Here is an 8,477-nt window from a genome sequence, read left to right on the forward strand (position 1 = left end):
CCCATCCACAGACTTTGCCGCCCCGCGGCGCCGTCCTCCTACCCGCCCTTGGTGTGTGTCCGGAGGGCCTTGGACCCCTCCAGCGAAACTGCGTGTGAAACCTTCCCCCTACACCGCTTACGGCCCCTTCAGGTGTACGTGCCCGGCGCCCCCCAGCACCGTCACTCGGGGGAGCCGAGGCCCCCCCTTCACCTGTCCTGCCGCGTCCCAGGGCACCGCGGGCCTTGAGAGGGCCCGCAGCCGTGCCTGCGTCTGAGCGCGTCCGAACGTCTGCGGGCGCATGGACGCCACCCGCGTTACGTCCCTCGACTGGATTTGGATGGCTGCCGTCACGGCTGAATTCGCCAGGACCGCCAGCTGTGCCCGCTTCGCCCCCGCGAAGGTGGCCAGCTCCGGAATGACGATGCCCTCCAAAGCCCCCCCAGTGGCTTCGAGCCACTCCCCCCGGGAAAAGCGCCCCGGCCGTTGAGCCGTGGCCCTGCTCCCCTTGTCGCCGTGCGACACTGCACCGAGCCTCGTGTTTCCCCCTGATGCCCCCCGGCCCGGTCCATACGCGACGTGCGACATGCTTCTTCCCCCCGTTCGGTCCGCCGAAGTGACTGGCGACAAGGGCATACTGGCTCAGACCCTGGACGGAGTTTTCCGCCTCCGCGCCAATTGCTTGCGTGAGCGCGCCAGCGTGTCTGGCGTGTTTTACGGGGTGTCGGAGGGGCGCATTTTCCGCGTCTTCTCAGAGACCTGGAAGGTGGCGGGCGGGACGTGGGGCGAGCAGGCGCCACGGGTAGGGCGAGGCGGGGCTCGGAGATGTCAGCCTGACACGATAGGGGAGTGGCTCACGCCGCGGCTCCAGGCTCCCTCCCTGGTAGGCGGTGTGGTGGGCGGGAGGGGACAGGGCACATGAGGTGGGAAGAGATGGGCGAGACGCCCCGGGAGGACAGGCGCGGAGGCAGGGACGGCGGTGGTGTGAAGGCGTCCCCCGGTCGCTCCTCCCTGGTGGCCGTGCTGGCGGAGAAGCCCTCCGTGGCGCGCGACATCGCGCGGGTGCTGGGGGCGAACGAGCGCGGTGAGGGCTGGCTGCGCGGCAACGGCTACGTGGTGACGTGGGCCATTGGGCACCTGGTGGGGCTGGCGCAGCCCCATGAGATTCGCGCGGACTGGAAGAAGTGGAGCCGCGCGCTGCTGCCCATGCTCCCGGCGGACTGGCCGCTGGTCGTCTCCAAGGAGACGCGCAGCCAGTTCGAGGTGGTGAAGCAGGTGCTCAACGCGCCGGAGGTGTCCTCGGTGGTGTGCGCCACGGACGCGGGGCGCGAGGGCGAGCTCATCTTCCGGTACATCTACGACGCGGCGAAGTGCCGCAAGCCGGTCCAGCGGCTGTGGGTGTCGTCGCTGACGGAGCGGGCCATCCAGGACGGCTTCCGCCGGCTCGCGGACGGCCGTGAATACGAAGCGCTGGCCGCCGCGGCCATGGGGCGCAGCCGGGCGGACTGGCTGGTGGGGATGAACCTGTCGCGCCTGTACACGCTGGCGCACGGGGGGCATGGAGAGATGCTGAGCGTGGGCCGGGTGCAGACGCCCACGCTGGCCATGGTGGTGGAGCGCGAGCTGGCCATCCGCGACTTCGTGCCGCGTGACTACCTGGAGGTCGTGGCCACCTTCGCGCCCAAAGCCAAGGGTGTGCCGCCGGACGCGCGGTACCAGGGCACGTGGTTCCGCTCGGGGCCGGAGGGCAAGCCCCTGGCGCCCCCGGGCTTCGAGGGCGTGCGCGAGGCGCGGCGGCTGGACGCGAACGGGGTGGAGGCGCAGGCCGTCATCGACCGCGTGCGCTCCGGCCGGGCCGTCATCGAATCGCTGGAGTCGGAGGAGAAGAAGATGGCGCCTCCGCTCCTCTACGATTTGACGGAGCTGCAGCGGCACGCCAACCGGCTCCATGGCTTCAGCGCGCAGCGCACCCTGGAGGTGGCGCAGGCGCTCTACGAGAAGCACAAGCTGTTGAGCTATCCGCGCACCGCCAGCCGGCACCTGTCGCGCACGGTGGCGGACACGCTGCCGGAGGTGGTGAACGCCATCCGCGCGCCCTACGAGGAGGACCTGGCCGTCGGCACGGGGGCCCGGGCGCTGGGCAAGCGCTACGTGGATGACGCGAAGGTGACGGACCACCACGCCATCATCCCCACGCCCACGTCGCCGGGCGGGGTGCGGCTGTCTCCGGACGAGCAGCGCGTCTATGACCTGGTGTGCCGGCGCCTGCTCCAGGCGTGGCACGAGGACCATGTCTGGCGTGTCACCACGGTCATCACCGCGGTGACGTCGCCAGGGGCGCCGCCGGTGGTGGACCGCTTCCAGAGCACGGGCACCCAGGTGGAGCGGGTGGGCTGGAAGGTGCTGGACATTGGCGGCGGGCAGAAGGCGCCGCGGCTGAAGTCGGAGGGGCGCAAGGGCGAAGACGCGGAGCGGGAGCCGGACGACGAGCCCCAGACGCTGCCGCCGGGGTTGGCGCGCGCGCAGCCGCAGTCGGTGGAGGACGTGGAGGCGGTGAAGAAGCGCACGCGTCCGCCCCCGCGCTTCACGGATGCGACGCTGCTGACGGCCATGGAGTCGGCGGGGCGGGCGCTGGATGAGAAGGAGCTCGCGGACGCGATGCGCGAGACGGGCCTGGGGACTCCCGCCACCCGCGCGGCCATCATCGAGGTGCTGCTGGACCGCGAGTACCTGCGCCGCCGGGGCAAGGTGATGGAGGCCACGGAGAAGGGCATCCATCTCATCCAGGTGGTGCACCCGGATGTGAAGACGCCGGCCATGACGGGCCAGTGGGAGGCGTGGCTCCAGCGCATCGAGCGCGGTGAGGGTCAGCTCGATGCATTCATTCGCGGCATCGAGGCGTATGTCATCGAGGTGGTGGGCCATGGCGCCACCGCGCCGCAACGGCCTCTGCGCGACGAGGTCGTGGGGGCGCCACCTGGAGCGGGTTGGGGGCAGGGCGGCGCGGCGCAGGTGGCGGGAGCGGGAAGTTCGTTTGCTTCACACGGCGCTGGCGCGGGAGCGCGTGGCCCTGGCGGGCAGGCTGCGTTCGCGGGGGCCCCTGCCGAGCGCCTTGCGGATGCTTCGTCGGGGCGTGGACGGCAGGTGGCGTTCGCGGATTCGTCTGCCGAGCGCCTTGCGGATGCTGTGCCGGGACAGGGCCGCCAGGGAGCGTTCGCGGAGGCTCCGGAGCCGCTCTTCGGGACGCGGCGGAGCAGGACTTCGGGCTCCGTGGGTCGCTCGGAGCCGCGTGACGAGCCTCCGTCCTCCGCCATGTCACCGGGCGGTGGACCGGCCTCACGTCTTCCGCGAGCGGACGGCGCGGGCTGGAACGCTGGGGCCTGGGGGGACGCTGGCGCCGCCCGTGCTCCCGTGAACCGTGCGCGGACCACGGCGTCCGCTGCGTCCTCCGGGCAGCGGCCGGAGCGCATGCGGCGCGCGCCGACGGCGCCCGAGGCGCTGCGTCCGCTGCTGAAGGAGGCGTTCGGCTTCTCGGAGTTCCGGCCGTACCAGGAGGCGGTGTGCCGCGCGGCCACCGCGGGAGAGGACCTGCTGCTCGTGATGCCCACGGGCGCGGGCAAGTCCCTCTGCTACCAGTTACCGGGCCTGGCGCGCGCGGGCACCACGCTGGTGGTGAGTCCGCTCATCGCGCTGATGGAGGACCAGGTGGCGCGGCTCCAGTCGCTCGGCTTCGCGGCGGACCGCATCCACTCCGGCAGAGACAGGGCCATGTCGCGGCAGGTGTGCGCGGACTACCTGGAGGACCGGCTCGACTTCCTGTTCATCGCGCCCGAGCGGCTCGGCGTCCCGGGCTTCGTGGAGTTCCTGGCGCGCCGCACGCCCGCGCTCATCGCGGTGGACGAGGCCCACTGCATCTCCCAGTGGGGACACGACTTCCGCCCGGACTACCGGCTCCTGGGCGCCCGCCTGCCCCTGCTGCGTCCCGCGCCCGTCGTGGCCCTCACCGCCACCGCCACGCCGGACGTGCAGCGCGACATCGTCCAGCAGCTCGGCCTGCACGGCCCCGGGGGCAAGGCGCGCACCTTCATTCACGGCTTCCGTCGCACCAACATCGCCATCGAGGTGCGTGAGCTGAATCCCAGCGCGCGCGGCGACGCCATCCAGGCCTTGCTCCAGGATGAGGAGAACCGGCCCGCGATTGTCTACGCGGCCACGCGCAAGCACGCCGAGCAGTTCGCTGACCTGCTCGCGGGCGAGTTCACCGCCGCCGCGTACCATGCGGGCCTCCAGCCCTCGGAGAGAGACCGGGTGCAGGCCGAGTTCCTCCGGGGCTCGCTGGAGGTCATCGTGGCCACCACGGCGTTTGGCATGGGCATCGACAAGCCAGACGTGCGCACCGTCATCCACGCGGCGCTCCCCGCCAGCCTGGAGGGCTACTACCAGGAGCTGGGCCGCGCGGGCCGTGATGGAAAGCCGTCGCGCGCGGTGCTGCTGCACTCGTACATCGACCGGCGCACGCACGAGTTCTTCCACCGGCGGGACTACCCGGAGGCGTACGTGCTGGAGCGGCTGTTCCAGTCCACGGCGCCGCAGCTCGAGCCCAAGGCCGTGCTCCAGGGCCGCGTGCGAGGCGACCCCGAGGTCTTCGACAAGGCGCTGGAGCAGCTCTGGATTCACGGCGGCGTCGTCATGACGCCCGACGAGACGGTGATGCGCGGGCGGCCGAACTGGTCCGCGGCGTACTCCGCGCAGCGTGAGCGCAAGCTGCTGCACCTGGAGCAGATGGGGCGCTACGCGGAGGCCCATGGCTGCCGCATGAAGCAGCTCGTGGGGCACTTCGGTGACACCCAGGATTCGGGCGAGCCGTGTGGCCTGTGCGACGTCTGCGCGCCGGAGGCCTGCGCCACGCTGCGCTTCGCCGAGCCGACCTCCGCGGAGCGGCACGGGCTGGAGCGCATCCTGGAGTCGCTCCAGGAGCGGGACGGACAGGCCACCGGACGGCTCCACCGTGAGCTGTTCGGAGAGGCCCTGCCTCGGCGCGACTTCGAGCGATTGGTGGGCGGACTGGTGCGCGCCGGGCTGACGCGCCTGGCGGTGGACTCGTTCGACAAGGACGGGCAGGTCATCTCGTTCCAGCGTCTGGCCCTGACGGACGCGGGCCGGCGCACGCGCGCGGTGGACCCCCAGCAGGTGCTCCTGCCAATACCCTTGGAGAAGGCCGCCAAGCGCAAGCGGGGCAAGGGCGCGGAGGCGGGCGCCGCGAAGCGGTCCTCGGGCAAGAAGCGCACGGTCCGCGCCAATGGCGGGGCCGCGACGCGGCGCACGGCCGAGCCTTCTGCGAAGATGGTGGAGGCCTTGAAGGCCTGGCGGCTCGCGGAGGCTCGCAAGCGGCGCGTGCCCGCCTTCCGCATCCTCACCGACCGGGTGATGGAGGCCATTGCGTCGGCCTGTCCGGAGAATGGCTCGGAGCTGATGGCCATCCACGGGGTGGGGCCCTCCCTCACGGAGCGCTACGGCGCGCAGATTCTTTCCCTGGTGGCGCGCAGGAGCTGAGCCCGGAAGCCCGCGCATGAGGCGGCGTCCTTCCCACGAAGGGAAGGGCGCTTCTTCCCGCGCGCCACGCCGATGCCATGGCAAGGCCGCGGGGCGGGGCGCAAGGGACCGCGTCCACACGCCCGCAGGAACGGGCAGCGTGCGTCCAGGCAACGAATCTTCTTCACCGCGCTGGCGGGCAGTGCAGGCGGCGTCCGCCCATCGCCACGTTGGTCCGACCAAACCGGCGGACTTGCGAGCGGACGCAGGATGAAGAGGGGGCACGCGATGGACCTGGGCTTCGAGACGATTGGAAACGCCACGCTCATCTGCCACGACCACGGTCCGGTGCTGGTGACCGACCCGTGGACGGACGGCAGCGCGTACTTCGGGAGCTGGACGCTGTCGCATGAGATTCCGGCGGCGCAGCGCGCGGCCATCCAGGCCTGCCCCTACGTGTGGCTGTCCCATGGCCACCCGGACCACTTGAGCATGGAGTCGCTGGACGTGCTGCGCGCGCGCACGCTGCTGGTGCCCAACCACTTCGGCAACCGCATGCGCGATGACCTGCGCGAACAGGGCTTCAATGTGCATGTGCTGGTGGACCGGGTGTGGACGCAGCTGTCACCGCGCATCCGCGTCATGTGCCTGCCGGACGTGAATCAGGACGCCGTCCTGCTGGTGGACATGGACGGGCGGCTGCTGGTCAACCTCAACGACGCGGGGGACCGCGGGGCCGGCCGCTTCGTGCGCAAGGTGGTCAGCGGGTATCAGGAGTCGTACCTCCTGGCGCTGTCCGGGTATGGCGACGCGGACATGATGAACTTCTTCACCGAGGACGGGCAGCGCATCGCGCCCCACGCCGCGGCGAAGACGCCCGTGGGGCGGACCATTGCCCGGCAGGCGGAGTTCTACGGGGCGCGCTACTTCATCCCCTTCAGCTCCATGCACAAGTACCAGCGGGCCGACAGCCGCTGGGCCTCCGAGTACACCACCCGGCTGGAGGACTACGGCCGGGGCTTCGAGTCGCGCACCTGCTCGTTGCTGCCCGCGTTCATCCGCCACGACTTCATCCGCGGTCAGACAGAGCGCATCCAGCCTCCGGAGCGCGTCTTGCGCCCGGTGGACCCCAAGGCCTTCGGGGACGACTGGAGCGAGCCGCTGGACGCGGACGAGGTGAAGACGCTCACCACCTACTTCCTTGGCGTGGAGCACCTGGGGCGCACGCTCGACTTCCTGCGCTTCCGCGTGGGCGGCCGGGAGCACGTCGTCGCGTTCCAGAAGCGCCGCTTCCACCGGGGCATCACCTTCGAGGTGCCGCGCGGCTCGCTGATGACGGCCGTGCGCTATCAGGTCTTCGACGACCTGCTCATCGGCAACTTCATGAAGACGACGCTGCACGGCGACTTCGGCGCGGGGCGGCTCTACCCGGACTTCAGTCCCTACGTGGCCAAGTACGCGGACAACGGGCAGGCGCGCACGCGCAACGAGCTGCGGACCTACTTCGCGGACTACCGCAGGCGCGACCCGCTGGGCTTCCTGCGCGCCCAGGTGGAGACGCATTGCGTGCGGCCCCTGCAGACGCAGTCCGCGGAGCTGCTGCGCGCCTTGTTGCCCCAGGACTCACGGGGCTTCCGCGCCGCCAAGGAGACCTTCTGGCGCGTCCGCCGCGCCCTGCTCTAAAGGTACGGCGACAGCAGCCGCGCCAGCCCATCCCGCAGGCGGATGGGCAGGGCGCGCGCGTCCACCTGCTCCAACGTGAGGGGCCGCGCGTCGCGCAGCCGCGCGGCCACCACGCCCTCCAGCTGCGTGGCCAGGGCGGCGTCGTAGCACTCCACGTTGAACTCGAAGTTGAGCCGCAGCGAGCGCGGGTCCCAGTTGGCCGAGCCGATGAGCGACCACACGCCGTCCACCACCAGCAGCTTCGTGTGGTCGAAGGGCGGGGCGGTGAGGAAGATGCGGCAGCCCGGCCGCAGCACCTGCCACAGCTGCGCCCAGGTGGCCCACTGCACCAGCGGGAGGTTGCCCTTCTGGGGGAGGAGGATGTCCACCTGGACGCCGCGCAGCGCCGCCACGCTCAGCGCGGTGATGAGGACCGTGTCCGGCAGGAAGTAGGGCGTGACGATGCGCACCGACGTCCGCGCGGTGGCCAGGGCCCCCAGCAGCACCGTGCGCAGCGTCTCCAGGTCCTCGTCCGGGCCGTCCGCGATGCCCCGCGCGAGCACGGTGCCCGCTTCGGTGAGCGGCGGGAACCAGGCCTCGCCCGTCAGCCGCTCGCGCGTGGTGAAGGCCCAGTCCTCCGCGAAGGTCTCCTGGAGCTGGCCCACCAGGGGGCCTTCGACGCGGAAGTGCAGGTCCACCGCGGCGTGCTCGCCGGGCCAGAAGGCCTCGCGGATGTTCATGCCGCCCGTGAAGCCCACGCGCCCGTCCACCACCAGCAGCTTGCGGTGGTTGCGCAGGTTGGCGAAGGGCAGCCGGTAGGGCATCAGCGATGGCAGGAAGCGCGCGGCGCGGACGCCCGCGCGCCGCAGCCGGCCCAGGATGGGCGGCCACGTGTAGCGCGAGCCCACCGCGTCCACCAACACCCGCACCTCCACGCCCCGCTTCACCGCCGCCCCCAGCGCCTCCACGAAGCGCCGGCCCGCCACGTCATTGTCGAAGATGTAGCTGCACAGCGACAGCGTCGTACGCGCCGCGTCAATCGCCTCCAGCATGGCCGGGTAGGCGTCCCGGCGGGACTCCAGCACGGTGACGCGGTTGCCCGGCAGCAGCGGCCGGCCCACCACCGCGTCCCCCAGCCGCACCAGGGGAGCCAGGGGGGCGGCCTCGGGGTGGGGGACGCTCACCGTCTCCGCCTTCATGGGCGCCACCTGGGGCGACAGCGGGAAGCGGCCAGGCGCCTGTTTCAGCATCAACGAACGCGCCCGCCGCCGGATGCGGTTGATGCCCAGCAGCAGGTACAGCAC

Annotated in this window: 3 protein-coding genes; 2 read left to right on the forward strand and 1 reads right to left on the reverse strand. The window is 71.5% G+C overall.

Annotation, left to right across the window (positions count from 1 at the left end):
* Window positions 1–897 precede the first annotated feature (897 nt).
* Together HV824_RS33435 and HV824_RS33440 are read left to right on the forward strand one after the other, a co-directional pair.
* On the forward strand, window positions 898–5,532 hold the full coding sequence (locus HV824_RS33435; RefSeq protein WP_255208541.1) for a DNA topoisomerase 3: 4,635 nt from the start codon (window positions 898–900) through the stop codon (window positions 5,530–5,532).
* 249 nt (window positions 5,533–5,781) lie between these two features.
* Complete coding sequence (locus HV824_RS33440) at window positions 5,782–7,194, forward strand: MBL fold metallo-hydrolase (RefSeq protein ID WP_255208542.1); 1,413 nt, start codon at window positions 5,782–5,784, stop codon at window positions 7,192–7,194.
* Here the strand turns inward: HV824_RS33440 and HV824_RS33445 are convergent.
* Window positions 7,191–8,477 (reverse strand): phosphatidylserine/phosphatidylglycerophosphate/cardiolipin synthase family protein (locus HV824_RS33445; protein ID WP_176425081.1); only part of this gene is annotated, 1,287 nt, incomplete at its 5' end. The two genes, HV824_RS33440 and HV824_RS33445, sit on opposite strands and share 4 nt — an antisense overlap.

The organism is Myxococcus sp. AM009, from assembly GCF_013372605.1.
GTDB classification, from domain to species: Bacteria; Myxococcota; Myxococcia; order Myxococcales; family Myxococcaceae; genus Myxococcus; species Myxococcus vastator.